Genomic DNA, 18511 nt, shown 5'->3' on the forward strand with positions numbered 1-18511 from the left:
GCCTATTATTTGGAAAAGATTTCGCATTAGTTATATAAACCTGCCAAATTAGTAGCACACAACGACCTATGAAGCTCAAACCAGAGGACGTTGAAAAGATACTGAAGCTCCGAGAGGATGGAATGAAGCTCGATGAAATCGCGGCGGTGCTGGGCGTGTCGCGAAGGCGCGTACTCCAGGTTCTTAAAACGAAACAGATTAAAACTCCAGGCAGGAAAAAGAAAGAACTTCCATCAGAAATAGTAAACCTCATAGTCGATTTAAAGGAGCAGGGGTATACCATAGAGGAAATCCACAACCACCTCTTGAAGACGGGGGTTGAACTATCTCGGTACAAGGTTTGGAGCGTCATCAGGGAGCACAGAACAAAGCAAATCTCGGAGGAAATCCTTCAAACGCTTCTTGAGTGGGACGCGGTCATTGGGATTTTAGTTCTCCACATCACGCTGAAGGAACAGCGCAACAGGCTCCTCCTCATGGTTGATGTCAAAAACTGCAAAATACTTCTGTGGAAGCTTGCAGAGTCACTCAGGCTTAAACCCATCATAGACACAATCGATGGAGTTTTAGAATGCCTGAAGGGAAAGCGAGTCCTCGTTCTTCTCTCAAGAACGCCTCCGCTCGTTCCAACCAGGGGTAAAGACAACAAATTGACGAGGCACCTAAAGAACCTTGGAGTCGAATATCAGTGGATAACCTCAGAGGAGCTAATTCGAATTCAAAAACGGCTGTCGAAGAGGATTTCAAAAGAAATCTCTCATGAGAATCCGTATGAATGGTTCAAAACGCGGGGAGTTGAACTAGTCGAGACCTCGTGTTCATCATATATGAAACGCATTGGGATGGAGGTTGGTAAAGATGGGTTTGATTGATAGGCTTAGGAAACTTCTGAGACCGGAGAGCCAAGAGTTTTTGGACTTTAAAGATATGCTACTCAGAAAGTTTGAAATAAGCGGCTTCCTCCTCGCAACCACAGAGGGCCTGCCCATAGGCGGGACGCTTGAATCCCCCGAGGAGCTCTCCGCAAAGCTGCCCGAGCTCAAGAAGGGGCTGTCGGATGTAGAGCCCTCTAACGACTACCTTGTGATAACCCCAAGTGCGGTTTACTGCATCCTGCAGGTCACGAGCGACGTGATGATGCTGACAAAGGGCAGGAGGATCCTCCCCTGGGAGGAAATTGAAGAACTGAAACGGGCTACAAGGGAGGAGCTCAAACTTTAGAGATTGAACTCAACAATCCCTCTCAGGAACTCAACGAAAGCAACGTGAACCTCGATTGGAATCCCGTCGACGCTCACTTCCCTTTTCTTGCTGACGCCGTCAATGAGACCACTCTCAACCAGGAGCCGGACGACGAAGGCCTCCTCCCAGCCGGAGAGAAGGTTCTTTCCAAGCTCCAGCGAGGCCTGGGCAATCAACCCGTAGGCCCCCCAGTTCGAGACGGAGGAGAGGATAATCTCGTCGGTCTCGACTGTGGAAGCTATCTTCTCCCCGTGCGGAACGTAGCGAACCACCAAATCCCGAACCTTTCCCATACCAATCTCGTTGCCCCCGTCGCCGATTCCAATCGTCGGGATTCCATGTTCTCTAGCTTTCTCCGCGACCCAGTCAAAGGTCTCTCCAACGACTGGAAGGCCGGACATGGAGTAGTGGTTGCCGTCCTGAGCCCTTCCGGGCGTTTCGACGAAGATTATGAGGTCGTAGCTTGAGACGTCCGGTTCCCCGGCAAAGCGCAGGGAAAGGGCCTTCTGGAATGGAATCATCGCGTTGATGACCTCTTCCTGAGCGAGAATCTCAGCGTCCCCACCGAGCTCCCTGACGGCACGGTACAGTGCCAGCGCCCCCGGTGGGCCGTCGGTTTCCGGAATGTTCATCGGGGGGATTGGAAAGCCGGTAACGATTAGCACTTTTCCATAATTATCTAAAAATAGCTTTGCAGAATTATGTAAAAAATTAAAGTCCCTCCTCCTGTAGTCGAGGTATAACCTTCCGACGCCCCTGCCACCGACGTCGGTGTTTATCAGGTGGGCAATCATTCTTCCACCTCGTAGACAACAATCCTAACCTTCCTGCCCTTGACAGCCTCCTTGAGCTTCCACCAGAGCTCCGTTGGTTCCTCGCTCCTGTGGACGAGCTTATCCCCGGGCCTTATCTCCACTTCCTTCTCCGAGTAGCGGACGAAAACGCCCTCCGCCTCGAACACCTTCATACCCATCACCCCAGTACCTTCCTAAGCTCGTGGAGGGTTCTAATCTCGTAATCGGCCATGTGGTAGCCGTCCGAGCCGTCGCGGTTAATCCAGACGGCGGTCATACCAACGTGCTTGGCTCCGTAAACATCCTGGCTGAGGGAGTCGCCAACGTAGAGAGCCTCGCCGGGCTCAACGCCGAGCCGTTCAAGGGCATGGAGAAAAATCTTCGGCTCGGGCTTTATCGCCTTCACGTCCTCCCGCGTCACGATTACATCAAAGTATTTATCGAGCCCGGTAAGTTCGAGCTTGAGCCTCTGGTACTCAGGTCCGCTCGTGACGACACCGAGCCGGTAGCCATTGCCCTTCAGCCACTCAAGGGTGGGCACAACGTCCGGATAAACGTGGAGCTTGTGGGGATACTTTCTCAGAAGGTCCTCGTAGTTGAGGTCAACGTTGAAGAGCCTGAAGAAGAAGTTCCAGTCGTGCCAGTCGTAGGTGTCCCTCCTCGCCATAATCTCGTTGAGGAACCGCTCCCTCGCTTCCTCCTTCGTGACCCCGAGCCTCTTCGCGAGCTCATCGTAGACCCAGGGAAGGAAAAGCTGAATAAGTGGCATTTCCGTGAGCAGGGTTCCGTCAACGTCAAAGAGAACCGCCTTCATTCTCCCACCCCTTCACGAGCAACGCGAGTATCTCGACGCCCCTAACGTTTTCGTCGGTCACGACACCCCAGATTATGTCCTTCTCGGCGAGGATTTCCTGGAAACGCGAGAGTATCTCGTGGGCTCCCTTCAGCGGGAAGTCGTTTCCGACGAGGATTCCGATAAGGCCCCTCTCCCATATTCCCCAGTGCCAGTTGAAGTCAACCCTATCCAGGAGGCGCATTATGCCGACGTTGCCCCCGCGAATCATGTTGAACAGGTCGGCGTAGTCTATGTTGACCAGCATCTGGTTTTCGAGGTAGTAGTAGAGCCTCGAGAAGAACTCGGCTATCGAGACGGAGGCCCTCTCAAAGGCAACGCCGAGAGGGATATCCTCGCTCAGGAAGTCCCAGAGGGAGTCGTAGAAGACGGTCTCGAAGTTATCGGCCCAAACCGGCTTCTCGTGGATGAGCTCCCTCCTCGGCGTGAGGACGTAGGCAAGCTTTATCGCGTCAGAAGGGCTGTGTTCGAGGATTAGGTCAACCAGTTCAAGGTTTATCTCCTTGTCCTCAAAGAGAAGCCACAGGAAGGTGTCCTCGGGCAGGTGCGAGAAGAAGTCCCTGATTCTCTCCGCGTAGCGTCCCGGACGCAGAAGGTAGTGGCCGGGGTTGATTGTCACCCTAACCACGCCGTCGGCGCTTATCCTGTCGACTATCCTGGCTCCAGCGTTGCCGATTCCAACAAAAAGGTGAGTGAAAGAGCGCATCGCAACCCTCACTCAAGGGTCGCGTGCTTCTTCTTCATATCCTTTTCGGTCTTCTGGAAGGTCGCCATGAGAAGGGCTATGACGCCGTCGAGGAAGACCATCGTCGAGTCCTCGAAGAGGGTTCCCATCGGGGCAACCCACTTGTACTTGGTGAGCATCTGGCGCGCTATGTAGTCGGTCGGGATGTCCGTCTTCGCCCTTCCCGGAATCTCAACGACGACGTCAGCGAGCTTTCCGAGGGTCGAGTTGGCGTAGGAGGTTATTGCCACGACCTTTCCGCCCTCCTTCTTGGCTATCTTCGCGGCATCGACTATGCTCGTAGTCTCGCCAGAACCGCTGATGGCTATGAGCAGGTCCCCAGGCTCGAAGGCCGGCGTTATGGTCTCGCCAACGACGTAGACGTTGAAGTCGAGGTGCATTAGTCTCATAGCGAAGGCCTTTCCGACGAGCCCGCTCCTTCCTGCCCCGTAGATGAATATCTTGTTGGCCCCAATCATTGCATCGACGAAGCCGCGAACCTGCTCGAGCTTGAGCTTGTCGGCAACGTTGCTCACATGCTCGACGATGTCCTTCATGGCCTTTCTGATGGTCTGCATGTACTCGCCCCAGAAGAGGTCGATTATCTGCCTCGTGACCTTCTCCGGGTCCTTGGCCTTGGTTATGGCGCTTCCGACGATGATTATCGTCGCGCCGAGCTCTATGACCTTTGGAATCGTCTCAAGATTTAAACCGCCGGCGACCGCGACGGGGACCTTAACGGCCTTGACGACCTCCTCAAGGTCCTGGAGAGGAGTTTTGCCCTGGGCCTGCTCGTCTATTCCGGTGTGGACGAGTATGTAGTGAACGCCCATCTTTTCGAGCTCTTTGGCGCGCTTGACCTTATCCTTGACGCCGATTAGGTCAACCATAACCCTGATTCCATACCTTCTCGCGACGTCAACGGCGTCCTTTATGGTCTTGTTGTCGGCGACACCGAGAATAGAAACGACGTCCGCTCCGTGCCTCGCGGCCATCTCGACTTCCAAGGCACCGGTGTCCATCGTCTTGAGGTCAGCGACAATCTTCCTGTCCGGGAAGCGCCTCTTGAGAAGCTCAACGGCACGCATGCCTTCCTTCTTGATGAGTGGCGTTCCAACTTCAAGCCAGTGAGCGCCACCGCGAGCGGCCTTCTCCGCTATCGAGATGGCCTGCTCGATGTCGGTCAAATCAAGGGCGACCTGGAGTATCATGGCGAGACCTCCGAAAGGTTTTCGATTTATGGTTTCGGGGCGACTTTTTAAAGTTTGGCTTTGAAAATTTACAAGAAAATGCCAAAAATTTTCGTCAAGGTTTAAAAAAGAAGCCCCTAATCCTTTTCGGTGGGTTGAATGGTCACATTCATTCCCTTCGGCGAGAAGCCCAACAGGGAAGGCGTACTCTACGCGCTCCAGCTTTTGAAGAGGAACAAGCTGATTGACGACTACGTCATCGTCGAGGCCAGCCGGGTTGAGCTCCTTCCGGACAGGGTTCCCCAGGACAGGGCTTACATAATCGGTGAGCACCTCGCCACATACGGTATAATCGAGAAGCTCCGGCCTAAATCTCTAATCAGCGTCGATGCCCACACCGATTTAATGCACGACTACCTCGACCACGGCTCGTGGCTGGCCTACGCCCTTGAGCGAAGGCTAATCGAGAGGGCCGTTGTGATGGCCCCGGTTCTCATGATTCCGACAACAGAAAGAACCCAGCTCTGGACGAGGCGCGTCAAGGTCTTCCCGGCAACGCTGAGGAGCAGGAAAGTTCGCGGAAAGTGGAGGGCCTACAAGAACTTCCAGACGAACTCGGTCGAGGAGATAATGAGCGAAGCTAAGAAGTACCTCGGCGAGGAAATCTACCTGACCGTCGATATGGACGTTCTGAGGCCCGAGTACAAGATAGCCCGCTTCCAGCACGGGGAGCTGACGCTCGAGGAACTCCTCGAAATCCTTGAGGCAGTAAAGGAGAACTTCAAAATAATCGCCTTCGACATAGCCGAGATTTCTGACAGGCTTAGGCGCTCAAGGCTCGGAAAGAAGGCCTTCTTCGAGGTCTTCCAGCTCCTGATGGGGTGATGCCATGTCGATTAGCGACGAGGAGATACGGAAGATAATCATGCCCCTGATGCTGTCCGGCGCGAAGATGCTCGACAGACACTGCCCCAAGTGCGGCTCACCGCTCTTCGAGAAGGACGGCAGGGTTTTCTGTCCGGTCTGCGAGCACAGGAAGAAGCAGATGGCGAGCGAGATGAAAGGGGTTGAGGAGAGGCTCATGGAGAAGCTCACCGAGCTGGCGAACTCAATGCCCGACGACATTGAGGAGCTTGAGAAACACTTAAGGGTTATGGAGCTGATAATCAACCTGTTGGAAAGGTACAAGGCTCTGGAGGGAGGGGAATGAAGAACGTGAAGGTCCTTAAGGCCCTCGAAAACGGCCCGAAGACCGTTGAGGAGATAGCCGAAGAGACCGGCATCAAGCCGATGGAAGTAAGGCGCTACCTGCTCCGCTTCGCCGAGAGCGGAAAGGTCGAGAGCTACCAGAAGGACGGCAAGCTCTACTGGAAGCTGAAGGAGAAGGACGAGCTCGAAGAGGAGTTCAAGTACGTCTGACCCTTCGGTTTTTCATATTCAGAATCCAAAAACGATATGCAGGAACGAAAAGAAAAGGAAATCAGACCTTCTTGGCCTTCTCCCAGTACTCGTTGAACTTGGTCTCGAAGAGGGCCTTAATCCTGAAGTCCTTAATCCAGACCTGGGTCTCGTAGTTGAAGTAGCGCGCGGCCATGTCCTCGAGGGCGAAGAAGACCTCGTCGTCGCAGATGAGCATCGGAAGGTCGAACTTGTCGAGAACCCTGAGCTCGAGCTTGCCCTTCTTGGCGTAGTCGAGAATCTTCGAGCCCTCAATCCTCTTGAGGACGGGCTCGGTGACTATTATCTTGGCCTTGACGCCGTTGTCTATGGCCCTTATGATGTCGCTCTCGAGGTTGATTGCTATGTACCCATCGTCGGCGAGGAGAATCTGCTCCTTGACCTCCTCGAACATCTCCTTGGTCTTGAGGGTTGCGTTCCTGATTCCGCGGACGACCCAAACGCGCTCGACGCCGTACTTCGGAATCTCGGTCTCGATGAGGGGCTTCATGAGCTGGAGGAGCTCCTCCTTCGCCTGCTTCTTGGCCTCAAGCTCTTCCTGGACCCTCTCCTGCCACTCCTCGATGAACTTCTCGAGGATGTTCTCGGGGTGAACCGGCCTGTACTTGTTGACCTTGCCCGGCTGGCTTATGGCAAAGCCCTTCTTCTCAAGGCTCCTGAGGACGTCGTAGGTCCTCGGCGCGGGAACCTCCGAGACACTGGCGAGCTCCGCAGGAGTGAGGACGCCGAAGCCAACGAGGGCGACGTACGCCCTTGCCTCGTAGAGGTTCAACTCAAAGTGTTCTTGGAGGAGTTCCACCATCCTGTCCTTAACCATCTTTACCACCACCAACTTTCTTATCCCTAAATTCGAGGAAATCCATTATAAACTTTTTCCAAACACTGGGAGTGTTGCAAGCAAATACCTCCCAATTGCAAGGGGTGACTTCCCGAGATAAAACCCGGGTTGCATGGACATGCAAAGGCATTACTCAAAGATGAATTTTAAGGTTTTTGGTTTTACCATCAAATAAAACAACAACCGTAAACCAAAGTTTCACTACCCGATTATGCATGCGGAAAAGATGACCAAAAATAGTTACCAAAAGTGCAAGGGGATAAATAGGAACGTTTACCCTTCTCCATAAACGTAGCGCCTAATCTCGGCGTAAAGGTCGTTTAGGACTCCAGTGTAATCGACCTTTCCTTCTTCAATTAAGTCCATAAGCCTCTCAAGCTCCCTCGTGCGCTCCTCGCTCACCAGCTCGCGGTACTTGCTGACGAGGTAGTGGTAGACTTTTATGCCCTTCTCAGTCGGAACGAGCTTCTTCCTACCTCTCGTCTCGACAACGTAGCCACGCCGTATGAGGGTCTCAACGATTTTCGCGTACGTTGAAGGCCTTCCTATACCGCGCTCCTTCATCATGGCTATTATGTCGCCCTGCGTGTAGAGGGAAACCTTCGGCGCCTTCCACTTCTTGGACTCAACGACCTTAAGCCTCGCCCCCTGCTCAAGCTTCGGTAGCTGTCTCATGGGCGGGTTTCTGAGTTTCGTCCAGCCGTCCTTGATGATTTCAACGTAGCCCTCGAGCTCGACCTTTCCAACGCCCGCGTTTATCACCGCCCTCTCGTGGAGAACGACCGCCGGAACCATCTGGCTCGTCATGAAGCGCCTGAATATCATGTCGTAGAGCCTGTAGTGGTTGCGCGTGAGGTTCCTCGGGAGCTGGATTACGCCGTCGCGAATGAGTTGCATCAACCTGCCTGTGTCGATGGGCCTCGTCGGCCTTATGGCCTCGTGCGTGCCCTCTTCACCCCAGGGCCTCGGCTTGAAGTACTCCTCGCCGAGCTCGCTCGTTATGTACTCCCTGGCGACCTCTATTCCCGCGTTGCTCACGTGGGTTGAATCGGTTCTGTGGTAGGTGATGAGACCCATTTCGAAGAGGTCCTGGGCCAAGCGCATCGTCTCAGGGGCCGAAAGCTTGAGGAACGTCGAGGCATCACGGAGCATTGCATCGGTCGTGTACGGCGGGGCGGGGTTGAGCTCCCTCTCTTCGAGCTGGACCTCCTCCACCGTAACGTACTCGGGTGGCTTGACGTCCTTGCCGTCCTTTCCGAGCTCGACCGTTACCTGGAGACCGTTCTCAAGGGTCAGGCCAAGGAAGTAGACCTCGCTCTCGCTGAACTCCTTATACCTCTCGATAATCCAGCCGAGAACGGGCGTCTGAACCCTACCTGCGGAGAGGTTCCTGTTCTCGAAGACCCTCTGGAGCTCACCGCTCAGCTCGAAGCCTATCCACCTGTCCTCTATGCGCCTGACAATCTGGGCCTCAACGCGGTTCTCGTTTACGTCTCTCGCCTCTTCGATGGCCTTCAGTATGGCCGGCCTCGTGACCTCGTGGAATTCCGTCCTCTTGATGTTCGGCGTGTAGGGGCTCAGAATGTTCCTTATGTCCCAGGCTATCTTCTCACCCTCAGTATCCGGGTCGGTCGCGATGAGTATCTCGTCGACCTCCTGGGCAATCTCGCGCATCGCGATGACGTTCTCAAGGGCGTCGCGGACGTTCGTTGAGCCACAGCGCGGGCAGATGCCTTTCTTCTCCCAGTCAACGAACTGGTAGCCACAGTCGCGGCAACGCTTTATGGTGTCGTAGACGGGGATAAACCTGAGCATGTCCTCCTCGCGCTCGATTAGGACGCCGTGGTAGCCCTCGTCGGTGACGAGGTCGAACATGTGCCCCCCGCTCGCGAGAATCGTCAGCTGTCTGTTGCCTATGCTCACCTCGTAGGCGACCAAATCACCGATGCGCCTCTTGCTCGGCCTTCCGAAGAAGTTGGCTATCGTCCTGGCCTTGTTGGGGCTCTCCACAATCATGAGGGCCGATTTGACGAGATCCTTGACCTTCGAGCTTATCTTGCCCTCCATTACGAGCCTTACCTTCTCCCTGTCCTCGTCTATCTCCTTCAGGAGCTTCTCGAGGTCGAGCTCCTCAAAGGGCACCATCTTGAACTCGGTGAAGCGCCAGCGCATCTGCCTCACGAGGCCGTTGAAGACCTTCTCGTTGTCCACTATGAGGACGCTGAGTCCCTTCGTTATTCCGCCCGCGAAGAGCCTGCTCGTCCTCCCGGTTGCCTGGATGTACGTCCTGACGTCCGGAATCTCGATGAACCACTTGCCCCCTTCCTTCACGAGGCTGACGAAGGGGTCTTCGGCAAGCCTCTTGAGAACGTCCTCCTTTTTCAGAACCTCGCGCAGGAACTCAACCAGCTCGCGGAATACGTTGAGAACCGTCCTGTGGAAGTCGTTCTCGATGGGAAGGCCCTCCGCCAAGGCCTCCTCAATCTTGAGGAGCTCGAACTGCGGGATGTTTCTAATCAGCCTCCTGAGCCTCGCGTGCAGCTTTTCGGCCTTCCTCCTGTCCTCGTCGTCGAGGAAGTCCATGACCTCACTGAGAAGGCCAAGGGCGCGGTATATGGTGGGCCTCTCAAGGTCTATCGAAAACCTGAACTTCGGGACACCGGTGAAGACCGCGTAGCGGATTAGGTGGGGCAAATCCAGACCCCTGACTATCGAGCCGTAGTATGTTGCCACGCCGACCAGATAATCGGCCTCGCCGTTCTCAAACCTCTCAACAGCCTTCTTGTTCTTCGAGCTCGCGAGCTCAACGGCGAAGCCCCTCTCCCGGAGGTAGTTCACGAGCTCCTCAGCGTAGCTCAGCCCCTGGTCGATTGGAACGAATATCAGGCCACCCTTACCAAGTTTCCTGAGGAGTTCCTCCACGTGCTCCTTAATGTCCTTACTCGGCTTTAAATAGCTGTCAGCGACGTTCCTCAGCGCGCTCCTTCCGGAACCGACCTCGAAGCCGAGCAGTTCGCGGTAGAGCTTTATCCTGTCGCCCCTCGCCGAACCGGTTGCCGAGGCGATAATCATGATTCCGATGTCGTTCTTCCTCTTGAACTCCTCAATCTCGCGCTGGAGCTTTTCTATGGCCTCGTTGAGCTCCTTGAGTTTCTCCTCCCTGTCCTGGGCGCGACCATTCAGATAACGGCTCATCTGCTTCTTGAGCCTGATGATTTCCCAGGCCTTGCCGATGATTTCCTCGGTGAAGCCGAGAAGCAAAAGCGAGCGGTCTATGTTCTTGCTCGCCTTGAGGAAGGCATCAACATCGTCGACGAAAATGAAATCAAAGTGCCTACCCTTCAGCTTCTCGTCGAAGTTTCTAGCTAACCACTGGGCGCTCGTTATGAGTATGTCGTAGTCCTCTCCCTCGATTTTGGCGAGCATCTCTTCCTTTTCCTTCTTCCTGAGGTTGCCGTGGTAGTAGGCGAGGTTAACGTCCAGCCCCGTTCTCTCGATTATCGCCTGGACCTTCCTGATGGTCTGGATTACCAGGGGCGTCGTGGGGACGACTATGTAGCTCTTCTTGCCCTTCGTGGCGTAGTAGACGGACATGAACGCTCCAAAGGTGCTCTTGCCCATTCCGGTTGGAGCGATTATCGAGAAGCTCCTTCCCTTGAGGAGCCTTTTGACCCACGTCCTCTGAGCGCTCCAGAACCTAAAGCCGGTGGCCTTCTCGAAGAACTTCTCAACGTCCCTGAGCCCCTTTTCGAGGGAGTAGATTTCCTCCCAGGCTTTTAGCTTCTTTCTCTCCTTGAGCGCCTTTCTCACGGCCTTTACGAGCTCAAAGTAGTCCTCAGTGGTGACGGGATTATCGAGACACTCATCACAGGGGTTCTTCATTACGAGCCTTTCGTCGGAGATTCTACCCGAGCAGTTTGGGCAGGCCTCCCTGTAAATCGCCTTCATATTCCCACCCTCTAAGTTGTTATTTCCGCCGGTAGGCCCTTATAAGGGTTCCTTTTGGAGGGAGTTTTTGACATCTTCGTAGGCTTCCCTCAGCCTGCTCACGAGGGGATAATCGTGGAAAACGGCCGACAGCTCATCGAGGGTCTCGCCGAGCGGGTGAAGGTACTCCTCGGCTTTCGTCTCGCGAAGAAGTCTCAACGCGCGCAGGAAGAGCATTGCCGTCTCGCTCCCGCTCTCGTCCCTTCTGAGGGAGTTAAAGAGCTCCGCAAGGGTGACCTCAAGCGCCAGCCGGGGGGCCTCTGAGAGGTAGGCCCACGCGAGCGATTCGGGATTCAGGGGCCCCTCGCTTCCGGCATCGAAGTACAGGCCTTTCTCGTAGGTCCCAACCACCGCGGAGACGTGGGGGCAGTTTCCTCCGAGCGGGCAGGTGCAGAGGCTTTCGCCGGTGGAAAGGTCAACCTCGACGTAGTACGGGTACTCCCCCAGAACCTTGGAGTAGAGCCTACCACCAGCCTTGACGACCCAGAGAACTTTTGCCATCGCATCCACCGGCTAAGTGAAAAGCACGGTTCTCTTAAAAACGTCCCTGTGGTTTCCGAAGGCCTCGAACATCTTCCCCGAATAGTTCTCAACGGCGGAGTCGAGCAGTTCCTTGAGGTTGTAGTTTATGTCGTCGCTCATGGGCATGTAGAGCGGTGCCGGCTCGTAGTAGTCCATTCCCTTGAGGAGCGACGTCGAGAAGTACCAGAGGGTCTTCTTAATCTTCCTCCCCCTGACCGGCGAAAAGCTGGCCTCGCCCCCTCCAAAGGCCGCGTGGAGGACTACAATCTTCTCGACCTCGACGCCCTTCTTGAGAAGCCTTCTCCGCTCGGTGCTCTCCAGGTCAACTATTCTGTAACCGCTCCTCGTGGTTTCATCGTAGTCTATCGAGACGCCGTAGACGTCCTCAATCCTCGGGTCGTAGACGAGAACCTCGGTTCCTCCGATGACGTAGAGCTTCCCCTCGCGGACGTCAACGACCGTGTTTTCGGTGCTGAGGACGTCCAACCCCTCGGAGACGGCTATGGCTGACATCGTGCTCTTGCCCGTGTGGGGGTAGCCGACGAAAAGAACCGCCCTTCCCTCTGGGTTGACGACGCTCACCGAATCGGTTATGAAAATCCTGCCCTTCCGCGCGCCGGCCCTTGCCGTTGCCTGAAGGAGGAAGAAAACCGGCGCCTCGTTCTTGTAGGCGGAAGGAACGGCGGACTCGAGCTTGTAACGGTCCTTTCCGTTGACGTCGTACATCGAGCTGAAGACCCTGAAGGACTCGCCCTTGAAGCGCTCTATCAGAATGTCGGGCTTTATCTCTGCCCTTAGAACGTCCGGCAGGTAGCGCCGAGCGAAAAGCGTTCTAAAGCCGTCAACGAAGCCGTCGTTGAGCTCCCCGCTGAAGAGAACACCGACACCTCCGACGCTCAGCATCGTCATCAAAGGCCCTTCAGTTAGCGGGTTATAAACCCTTCGTCGGAGGTTTTTTATATGGGGTCGCCAATCGAAGACGAGGCCTATGGTCACGCTCATCATAGCCGAGAAGCCCAACGTCGCGAGAAAGATAGCCTACGCCTTGGCCGAGGGAAAGCCCGTCAGGAAGACGATAGGGAAGGTAAGTTATTATGAGTTCACCCGCGACGGCAAGAAGGTTATAGTTGCTCCGGCCGTCGGCCATCTCTTCTCTCTCGCTCCGAAGACCAAAACCTACGGTTATCCGGTCTTCGACATAGAATGGGTTCCCGTTTACGTCGCCGAGAAGGGCAAGGGCTACGCGAAGGACTACATCAAGGCCCTCGCGACCCTCGCGAAGCAGGCGGATGAATTCATAGTCGCCTGCGACTACGACACGGAGGGCGAGGTTATCGGCTACACGGCCCTGAAATACGCCTGTGGCGTTGACCCATCAAAGGCCAAGCGCATGAAGTTCTCCGCCTTGACGAAGAAGGACCTCCTCAAAGCTTGGTACAACCTTGAACCGACGATAAACTTCGGAATGGCAGATGCGGGAATAGCGCGCCACGTCCTCGACTGGTACTGGGGCGTGAACCTCTCGAGGGCCTTAACATCGGCCATAAAGCGCGCCAGTGGAAAATGGATGGTTTTGAGCACCGGTCGCGTTCAGGGGCCGACGCTCAAGTTTCTGGTGGAGAGGGAAAAGGAAATCCAGAACTTCAAGCCGAAGCCGTACTGGGTCATCAAGATGATTCTTGAGAAGGAGGGCAAGCAGTACACAGCGACCTACGAGAAGGACAAGATATGGGACGAGGAGGAGGCGAAGAGAATCGTCCAGGAGGCCAAGAAGGGGCCGGCTTTCGTCGAGAAAGTTGAAGTGAAGCAACAGAAGAGGAACCCGCCGGTTCCATTCGACCTCGGAACGCTCCAGAGGGAAGCTTATTCTGCCTTCGGCTACAGCCCGAAGAAGACCCTGGAGATTGCACAGAAGCTCTATGAGAAGGGTTTACAGTCGTACCCGAGAACCTCGTCTCAAAAGCTCCCCAAGAACCTCAACTTCCGCTCGATACTCCAGAACCTCGCGAAGTTGCCGGAGTACAAGCCCTTCGCCCACGAGCTTCTGGGCAAGGGCAACCTCAAGCCCGTTGAGGGCAAGAAGGAAGACCCAGCTCATCCGGCAATCTACCCCACCGGCGAGCTTCCAAAGCCCGGTGAGCTGACCAAGGACGAGAAGAACATCTACGACCTCGTCGTGAGGCGCTTCTTAGCTCTCTTCATGGAACCTGCCATCAGGGAAAGTGTCAAGGTAATTATAAACTCCAACGGCCATCGCTTCATCCTGAGCGGTGCGAGAACGCTTAAAGAGGGCTGGCTGAAGGTCTACGGGAAATACGTCAAGTTCGACGAGGTTATTTTGCCCCAGTTCAGGGAAGGCGAGCCCGTCAAGGTCGTCCAGATTAAGCGCGAGAAGAAGAAAACGAAACCTCCCGCCCGCTACTCTCCAGCGGCCGTAATCAAGAAGATGGAAGATTTAGGAATAGGAACGAAGGCAACGCGCGCTCAAATCCTCGAAACGCTTTACAGCAGGGGCTACATCGAGGGCAAGAAGAAGATAAAGGTTACACCCCTCGGCATGCGCGTCGTGGAGGCCCTTGAGAAGAACGTTCCCGACATAGTCAGCGTTGAACTCACGAGGGCCTTCGAGGAGAAGATGGAGGAGATAATGGCCGGGAAAGCAAAGAGGGACGAGGTAATCGAAGAGAGCAAGGACCAGCTGATTAAAATCCTCAAGGTCTTCAAGGAGAAGGAGCTGGACATCGGCAGGATGCTCCTTGAGACGACGGGGACAGGCGTTACGACCTCGAAGGACTCGGCCAGGGTGGAAAAATCGAAGTCCCGGTCAGGGGCTTCTGGAGCTTCCGCGAAATCCGGGACGGAAGAGCCGAAGAAGACCAAGTCCTCTGAGAAGCGTTTAGTCCTCGGAAAGTGCCCCAAGTGCGGCGGCGACTTGGTTCTCAAATACAACAGGAAAACCGGCAAGCGCTTCGTCGGTTGCTCCAACTGGCCCAAGTGCAACGTCACCTACCCAATACTCCAGCGCGGGGAAGTTATTCCGACGAACAAAACCTGTTGCAACGGCGCTCCAGTGGTGAAGATTCGCGAGAAGGGCAGGGAGTACGAGATTTGCCTCGACATGAACTGCAAGGACTGGAAGCGATAGCCTTATCTTTACTTATGATGAATTCCTATCATGGACGAGTGGGAGAGAACGGCAAAGGTTCTGCTGGCCAACGCCCGCGAGTTCCTTGAAAGGCTCCGCGACGAGGTCAGGCTGAACGAGGTAACGGTGGCGAGCCTCCTCGACGTCCAGTCGACCTTCGTCCTTGGTCTGGCGGACGCGAGCCTTTACGCCTTCTCTGTTGGACTGGATGACGTCGTCGAGAGCGCTTACAGTTTATTCCTTGAGGGGTTGGAGGTTCTTAAGGCCGGCCACCTCTTCATAAGCGAGCCTGAATTTGACCTGTGGCTTTCCCCTCTCAAGGAGATGAACCCGGAGAGGGGCTTTTCCCTCGACAGGCGCTTCTCTCTCCTCGGGGAGCCGAAGCCGACGATGGTCTGGGCCAACCGGGTTGTCCAGCTCAGGAACGCCCTCCACGGAAAACCCGTTAGGAACCCTCTCAGGAGCATCGGCTACGGGATAGGCGAGGGCGATAGGCGCTTTCCGGTTCTGTTGAAGGCGGTTAGAAGGCTTTACACGCTTTACCCTGCCCCGGTCAATGAGGCGGCGAGGCTTCTGGCACTCGAGCTCGGGTTGGGGCTCGATGAGAAACCCCTTCGGTGCTCCGACGGAACCTGCGAGGAGATAGCCGAGCTCCCCGATGTTTCATCCTTTAGAAAAACGGTTTCCGGGGATGTTGAGCTCTACTACCTCATCGAGAACTCAAAGGGCCTGCATTCCCCCTGGGGAAGTCTAAGCGTCGGGAGTGCAAGGGAGATAGTGGTATTCTCAAGGAAGAAGGGAAAGGGGTTCAGGCTCAGAGAAGGCTTTTGAGAAGCTTTATCCTCCTAGGGCTGAGGAGGACCTTCGGGTGCTTGAGGAGGGCCTTTATGACCTCTGTGTACTCTCCGGCGGCAATCTTCTCGGTGTCGGCCCCGCTAAGAATCTGAATGAACAGGTCGAGGTCCTCATCGGTGAGCTTCTCGGTAACGTGCCTAACCTTGAGAACCCTCTCAAGCCTCTTTCCATCCTTTTCCCACCACTCTTTGGTGTAGTTCTGGAGTAGCGAGAGGTTCTCCTCTTCCAGAGCTTTGACAATCCACTTGCTCGCTATCGTTCCCGCTTCCATCGCTTCCGCCATTCCACCGCCGTGCATCGGGTTTACCTGCCTCGCGGCGTCGCCGACGACGAGGACGTTGTCCTTGACGAGCTCCTTGACGAAGCCTCCAACGGGGACGACGCCGACGTTCACTTCGAGGAGTTTCTTGGCGGGTACCTTGTTCTCCTTCAGCCACTTGTCGAGGTAGTACTTGGCCGTCTGCGGGTTGTCCGAGTTGATTCCTATGCCCACGTTAGCCCTGTCCTCGTCCTTCGGGAAGACCCAGACGTAACCCCTCGGGGCTATCTCGTTGCCGAACCAGAGGTGGATTAAATCGGGGTCGTAGCCCTCGATGAGCATCTCGTACTCGTAGCTTGAATCGAACTCGTGAGGCGGGGCGTAGGTGTTTATACCGGCCTTCCTCGCTATCGTGCTCTCGACGCCATCAGCCGCGACGATAACGTCGGCGTAAATCTCAATCGGCTCGTCCTCGTGCTTGGCCTTGATTCCAACGACCTTTCCGTCATTCCTTATGACGTCCAGGGCTTCAGTCCTCGCGAGAACGTCTGCTCCAGCCTTAGCGGCGTAGTAGGCGAGCATCTTGTCGAAGACCTTCCTCTCGAGGATAACACCGCTAACGTTCTTGTAGCGGAGTTCGAGCTCGTAACCGCTCGGGGAGTAGAGTTTCGCCCCGTAAATCTCGCGGTTGATGAAGCGCTTGTCGTAGGGGATGTCGTACTTCTCGAAGACCTTTATGCTTATGCCCTCGGCGCACTGCTTTGGAGTTCCGATGGCCCACTTCTTGTCAATCATGAGAACGGAGTAGCCGGCCTTTGCGACGTTTCTGGCGACGATGGGCCCTGCTATTCCTGCCCCAACGACGACGACGTCGTACTTCCAGCTCATGCTTTCACCTCCAGGGGCTCGGCGCTCAGAGCTCCAACCGGGCAGGCGTTGACGCATATCTTACAGCTTATGCACTTGTCCTGCAGAAACTCCCATCCACTTGAGTGCACCTCTATGGCCAAAGTCGGGCAGACTCCAGCACAGCCACCACATAGGTAACAGCGGTCTTCGTTAACGACGATTTTAATCTTCTCCGGCATCGTCTTCACCGCCGAGCTTTGCCTTTAGTCTTTCGTCATCTATCGTTATAACACCGTCTTTTATTCTTAACGGAACGAACCTGTCCAGCTCACTGGCCTTCTGGAGCACCTCCCTCTCCTTGAGGTTGAGCCTGTCGCTGAGCTCGTCAACGGTGGCCGAGCCGTTGAGGAGGACGTAGTGGAGGATTGCCAGCTGGGTCATGTCGCCGATTTCCTTGAGGTAGGTCTCCTTAATCATCGCCATGAGCCTGTCTCTACGGCCCTCTATCGCCTGGAGCTCCTTAAGGATTTCTTCGAGCTTTTTGCTTAGGTTTCTAAAGGTTAGAATCATCTCGTCGAGGTTTTTGGGCTCCTCTGGGAGCTCTATTGTGACATCCGGTTCCTCACTCAGGTCAAGACCGCGATACCAGAAGATGTTAGGGGTTATAGTGACGACGTACGTCTTGGCGATGTTTATGTCGTAGTACTTCCTCGCGGGGCCGATGAAGGGGCCCTCACGCTCGTAGGACTTGAGAATGCCCTCACGCTCCATTATTTTAAGGTGCTTCGCTACGGCCGTTGAGGAGACGCTAACCTTACTGCTCAGAAAACTGAAGTAGCACTCGGTGCAGGTGAGGTGGCTGAGCAAATCGCGCCTCACCTTGTTCCCGAGTATGTAGAAGATGTCGGGTTCAGTCATGGCCCACACCCACCCAAACCTGTGACGTAAAGCTTATATATTGGACATTAAACTTAAGGTTGCAAACCAGGGGATTTTCACCCGGAGAAAATGGTTCGCGGTGATTATAAACCTTTAGATGGAGGTGTGATGAATGGGACTGATTAGCGATGCCGACAAGAAGGTAATAAAGGAGGAGTTCTTCTCCAAGCTCACCGAGCCGGTTAAGCTCATGGTCTTCACGGGAAAGGACCACTGCCAGTACTGCGACCAGCTCAAGCAACTCGTTCAGGAGCTTGCCGAGCTGAGCGACAAGCTGAGCTACGAGTTCATAGACTTCGACACCGAGGAGGGCAAGAAGAAGGCCGAGGAGTACAGGATTGACCGCGCTCCTGCCGTCAGCATAACCAGAAACGGCCAAGACGTCGGTGTCAGGTTCTTCGGCCTTCCGGCTGGCCACGAGTTCGGTGCCTTCCTTGAGGACATCGTTGACGTCAGCAACATGACTACCGACCTCATGCCCGAGAGCAAGGAGGAACTCGCCAAGATTGACAGGGACGTCAGAATACTCGTCTTTGTAACCCCGACCTGCCCATACTGCCCGCTCGCGGTCAGGATGGCCCACAAGTTCGCCATCGAGAACACCAACGCCGGCAAGGGCAAGATACTCGGCGACATGGTCGAGGCTATCGAGTACCCGGAGTGGGCCGACCAGTACAGCGTTATGGCCGTCCCGAAGATAGTCATCCAGGTTGACGGCGAGGACAAGGTTCAGTTCGAGGGTGCTTATCCGGAGAAGATGTTCCTCGAGAAGCTTCTCTCCGCCCTGGAGTGAGCCTTTCTCTTTTATCCTTCCGCCTGCGACCATGGTTTAAAAAGGTTTTTCAAACCCGTCCGC

20 protein-coding genes are annotated in these 18511 nt (G+C 55.1%); 8 read left to right on the forward strand and 12 right to left on the reverse strand.

What is annotated here, in order from left to right; translation table 11 throughout:
- The first annotated feature begins 68 nt into the window (after nucleotides 1–68).
- On the forward strand, nucleotides 69–872 hold the full coding sequence (locus ACYQ04_RS06630; RefSeq protein WP_460128280.1) for a hypothetical protein: 804 nt from the start codon (nucleotides 69–71) through the stop codon (nucleotides 870–872).
- Nucleotides 859–1221 (forward strand): hypothetical protein, encoded by a 363-nt coding sequence (locus ACYQ04_RS06635; protein ID WP_460128282.1) that lies wholly within the window; start codon nucleotides 859–861, stop codon nucleotides 1219–1221. The genes ACYQ04_RS06630 and ACYQ04_RS06635 overlap by 14 nt, the downstream gene beginning before the upstream one ends.
- Here the strand turns inward: ACYQ04_RS06635 and ACYQ04_RS06640 are convergent.
- From ACYQ04_RS06640 to hxlAB, 5 genes are read right to left on the reverse strand one after another with little or no spacing between them, the layout of a single operon-like run.
- Nucleotides 1218–2036: a DUF4392 domain-containing protein gene (locus ACYQ04_RS06640; RefSeq protein ID WP_460128283.1), complete on the reverse strand. Its 819-nt coding sequence runs from the start codon at nucleotides 2034–2036 to the stop codon at nucleotides 1218–1220. The two genes, ACYQ04_RS06635 and ACYQ04_RS06640, sit on opposite strands and share 4 nt — an antisense overlap.
- Nucleotides 2033–2215, reverse strand: coding sequence for a hypothetical protein (locus ACYQ04_RS06645; protein WP_460128286.1), 183 nt, complete (start codon nucleotides 2213–2215; stop codon nucleotides 2033–2035). Before ACYQ04_RS06645 ends, ACYQ04_RS06640 begins: the two co-directional genes overlap by 4 nt.
- The gene (locus ACYQ04_RS06650) at nucleotides 2215–2850 is read right to left on the reverse strand and encodes a TIGR02253 family HAD-type hydrolase (protein WP_460128287.1); all 636 of its coding nucleotides are present in this window, start codon (nucleotides 2848–2850) and stop codon (nucleotides 2215–2217) included. Before ACYQ04_RS06650 ends, ACYQ04_RS06645 begins: the two co-directional genes overlap by 1 nt.
- Nucleotides 2831–3595, reverse strand: a complete 765-nt coding sequence (locus ACYQ04_RS06655) for a hypothetical protein (RefSeq protein ID WP_460130009.1) — start codon at nucleotides 3593–3595, stop codon at nucleotides 2831–2833. Before ACYQ04_RS06655 ends, ACYQ04_RS06650 begins: the two co-directional genes overlap by 20 nt.
- An 8-nt stretch (nucleotides 3596–3603) precedes the next feature.
- The gene (gene hxlAB, locus ACYQ04_RS06660) at nucleotides 3604–4824 is read right to left on the reverse strand and encodes a bifunctional 3-hexulose-6-phosphate synthase/6-phospho-3-hexuloisomerase (protein ID WP_460128290.1); all 1221 of its coding nucleotides are present in this window, start codon (nucleotides 4822–4824) and stop codon (nucleotides 3604–3606) included.
- A gap of 138 nt (nucleotides 4825–4962) precedes the next feature.
- Between hxlAB and ACYQ04_RS06665 the strand changes: the two genes are divergently transcribed.
- From ACYQ04_RS06665 to ACYQ04_RS06675, 3 genes are read left to right on the forward strand one after another with little or no spacing between them, the layout of a single operon-like run.
- Nucleotides 4963–5688 carry an arginase family protein gene (locus ACYQ04_RS06665; protein ID WP_460128293.1) on the forward strand — a complete coding sequence of 242 codons (726 nt, stop codon included), beginning with the start codon at nucleotides 4963–4965 and terminating at the stop codon, nucleotides 5686–5688.
- A 4-nt stretch (nucleotides 5689–5692) separates the two neighbouring features.
- Entirely contained in the window at nucleotides 5693–6013 is a 321-nt protein-coding gene (locus ACYQ04_RS06670; RefSeq protein ID WP_042689038.1) for an Sjogren's syndrome/scleroderma autoantigen 1 family protein, read from the forward strand.
- The gene (locus ACYQ04_RS06675) at nucleotides 6010–6222 is read left to right on the forward strand and encodes an ArsR family transcriptional regulator (protein WP_460128299.1); all 213 of its coding nucleotides are present in this window, start codon (nucleotides 6010–6012) and stop codon (nucleotides 6220–6222) included. Before ACYQ04_RS06670 ends, ACYQ04_RS06675 begins: the two co-directional genes overlap by 4 nt.
- 61 nt (nucleotides 6223–6283) lie before the next feature.
- On the opposite strand, the gene trmBL2 is transcribed toward ACYQ04_RS06675, so the two are convergent.
- The 4 genes from trmBL2 to ACYQ04_RS06695 form a co-directional block, all read right to left on the reverse strand.
- Nucleotides 6284–7078, reverse strand: a complete 795-nt coding sequence (trmBL2, locus tag ACYQ04_RS06680) for an HTH-type transcriptional regulator TrmBL2 (protein ID WP_460130010.1) — start codon at nucleotides 7076–7078, stop codon at nucleotides 6284–6286.
- Between the two features lie 294 nt (nucleotides 7079–7372).
- Complete coding sequence (rgy, locus tag ACYQ04_RS06685) at nucleotides 7373–11047, reverse strand: reverse gyrase (RefSeq protein ID WP_460128302.1); 3675 nt, start codon at nucleotides 11045–11047, stop codon at nucleotides 7373–7375.
- Between the two features lie 39 nt (nucleotides 11048–11086).
- A complete protein-coding gene (locus ACYQ04_RS06690; RefSeq protein WP_460130012.1) occupies nucleotides 11087–11587 on the reverse strand; it encodes a hypothetical protein in 501 nt (166 codons plus the stop codon).
- A 12-nt stretch (nucleotides 11588–11599) separates the two neighbouring features.
- Nucleotides 11600–12511: a hypothetical protein gene (locus tag ACYQ04_RS06695; protein ID WP_460130014.1), complete on the reverse strand. Its 912-nt coding sequence runs from the start codon at nucleotides 12509–12511 to the stop codon at nucleotides 11600–11602.
- Nucleotides 12512–12596: 85 nt separating this feature from the next.
- On the opposite strand from ACYQ04_RS06695, the gene topA reads away from it, so the two are divergent.
- Together topA and ACYQ04_RS06705 are read left to right on the forward strand one after the other, a co-directional pair.
- A complete protein-coding gene (gene topA, locus ACYQ04_RS06700) occupies nucleotides 12597–14753 on the forward strand; it encodes a DNA topoisomerase I (protein ID WP_460128306.1) in 2157 nt (718 codons plus the stop codon).
- 30 nt (nucleotides 14754–14783) lie between these two features.
- Nucleotides 14784–15584 carry a hypothetical protein gene (locus ACYQ04_RS06705; protein WP_460128309.1) on the forward strand — a complete coding sequence of 267 codons (801 nt, stop codon included), beginning with the start codon at nucleotides 14784–14786 and terminating at the stop codon, nucleotides 15582–15584.
- Here the strand turns inward: ACYQ04_RS06705 and ACYQ04_RS06710 are convergent.
- From ACYQ04_RS06710 to surR, 3 genes are read right to left on the reverse strand one after another with little or no spacing between them, the layout of a single operon-like run.
- The gene (locus ACYQ04_RS06710) at nucleotides 15568–16755 is read right to left on the reverse strand and encodes a geranylgeranyl reductase family protein (RefSeq protein WP_460128311.1); all 1188 of its coding nucleotides are present in this window, start codon (nucleotides 16753–16755) and stop codon (nucleotides 15568–15570) included. The genes ACYQ04_RS06705 and ACYQ04_RS06710 overlap by 17 nt on opposite strands.
- Entirely contained in the window at nucleotides 16752–16955 is a 204-nt protein-coding gene (locus ACYQ04_RS06715; RefSeq protein ID WP_297513238.1) for a DUF362 domain-containing protein, read from the reverse strand. Before ACYQ04_RS06715 ends, ACYQ04_RS06710 begins: the two co-directional genes overlap by 4 nt.
- Nucleotides 16939–17634, reverse strand: coding sequence for a sulfur metabolism transcriptional regulator SurR (surR, locus tag ACYQ04_RS06720; protein WP_460128312.1), 696 nt, complete (start codon nucleotides 17632–17634; stop codon nucleotides 16939–16941). The genes ACYQ04_RS06715 and surR overlap by 17 nt, the downstream gene beginning before the upstream one ends.
- Before the next feature lie 133 nt (nucleotides 17635–17767).
- Between surR and pdo the strand changes: the two genes are divergently transcribed.
- Nucleotides 17768–18448: a protein disulfide oxidoreductase gene (gene pdo / locus ACYQ04_RS06725; RefSeq protein ID WP_460128314.1), complete on the forward strand. Its 681-nt coding sequence runs from the start codon at nucleotides 17768–17770 to the stop codon at nucleotides 18446–18448.
- The last annotated feature ends 63 nt before the right edge of the window (nucleotides 18449–18511 follow it).

It is taken from the genome of Thermococcus prieurii (genome assembly GCF_054657655.1).